Source organism: Halovibrio sp. HP20-59 (assembly GCF_033052795.2).
Classification (GTDB): Bacteria; Pseudomonadota; Gammaproteobacteria; order Pseudomonadales; family Halomonadaceae; genus Vreelandella.
In genome coordinates, this window is sequence record NZ_JAWJUW020000071.1 from 1 (window position 1) to 309 (window position 309).

The following is a 309-nucleotide window of genomic DNA, read 5'->3' on the forward strand; positions in this document are numbered from 1 at the left end:
CGGGAGTGACGGAACAGGCCCAGGCCGAAGAAGCAACCACGCTTCGCCTCACGTCGGACGAAGCGCTGGTGTTCTTCTCCATCTTGTCGCGCTGGAGCGACGAAAATGCCACGCGGGCGGACCACGCCGCAGAACAAACCGTGCTGGACGGCATTCTGGCGACGCTCGAGGAACAACTGACCGCCCCGTTCGCACCGGACTACGAGCAGCTCGTGCAGGCCGCTCGTGACCGGCTGATGCGTCAGTAGCGCACATCTCACCCGAACCGATACCCCGACACCGTCCATCCCAGCACGTGATCGCGATAGT

General features: G+C 63.8%; 1 protein-coding gene. It reads left to right on the forward strand.

All coding sequences use genetic code 11. The annotated features are described in order from the left end of the window. Window positions 1-248: hypothetical protein (locus tag RZA33_RS19425; RefSeq protein WP_317509634.1), on the forward strand; the 248-nt coding region annotated here is incomplete at its 5' end. Between the last annotated feature and the right edge of the window lie 61 nt (window positions 249-309).